Consider the following 982-nt stretch of genomic DNA (forward strand, 5'->3'; position numbering starts at 1 on the left):
AGTGCCTGTCCGGGTTCTGATCGTTTAGGGAACAGACCGTGCGGGAGGTTGCCGGAAGTGGCCCGATGGAACGGAACCTCCTGGTAGCAACAGGAATTACCACATCCACTGTTGCCCAGAAGGTTCCGTAATGTCGTTCTACCCCTCTGTTGCCGCCGCTGTCACCGGTATCGCCGAAAACGGCTGCACGTGTGTGGCCTGCCGATTCGGGCACGGCACCCGCCACCCGGTACGCCCGCGCCGCTACACCTGCGACACCACCGACGCCCAGTGGCAGGTCATCGCCTCCCGACTGCCCTGGCCGGTCTGGCTCGACGGCGTCGGTGGCCACCCCGAAGAGCACTGCCGCCGCGAGATCGTCGACGCGATCTTCTACCTGGCCGACAACGGCTGCAAGTGGCGCAACCTCCCGGCCGACTTCCCACCCTGGCACACCGTGCACGCCGCGTTCACCCGCTGGTGGGCCAACGGTGATGTCACCGCCGTCCACAACGACCTGCGCGATATGGTCCGCGAAGCCGAGGGCCGCGAGGTTGATCCGACCGCCGCGATCATCGATTCCCAATCGGTGCGTGCCGCGGAAACCGTTGGCGCACAAAGCCGCGGCTACGATGCCGGGAAGAAAGTGGCCGGCCGCAAGCGCCACATCATCGTGGACTGCCTGGGCCTGCTTCTGGTCGTCTACGTCACCTCCGCCAGCGTCCAGGACCGCGACGCCGCCCGTCCCGCGCTGACACGACTACGCCAGCTCTTCGACACCATCACCCTGGTGTGGGCCGACGGCATCTACACCGGAAAGCTCGTCACCTGGGCAAAGGACACTCTCACGCTTACCCTCGAGATCGTCAAACGCACCGACGACGTCTCGGGTTTCGTTGTCCTGCCCCGCCGTTGGGTGGTCGAACGCACATTCTCCTGGATCAGTCGACGCCGACGCTGCGTCCGTGACTACGAACGCCTGCCCGACCACCACGAAGCCATG

1 protein-coding gene is annotated in these 982 nt (G+C 65.5%); it reads left to right on the forward strand.

The features are described 5' to 3' along the window. Window positions 1-130 precede the first annotated feature (130 nt). Window positions 131-982 (forward strand): IS5 family transposase (locus GFY24_RS40845; protein ID WP_228567174.1); only part of this gene is annotated, 852 nt, incomplete at its 3' end.

The sequence above is a fragment of the Nocardia sp. SYP-A9097 genome, assembly GCF_009649815.1.
Taxonomy (GTDB): domain Bacteria; phylum Actinomycetota; class Actinomycetes; order Mycobacteriales; family Mycobacteriaceae; genus Nocardia.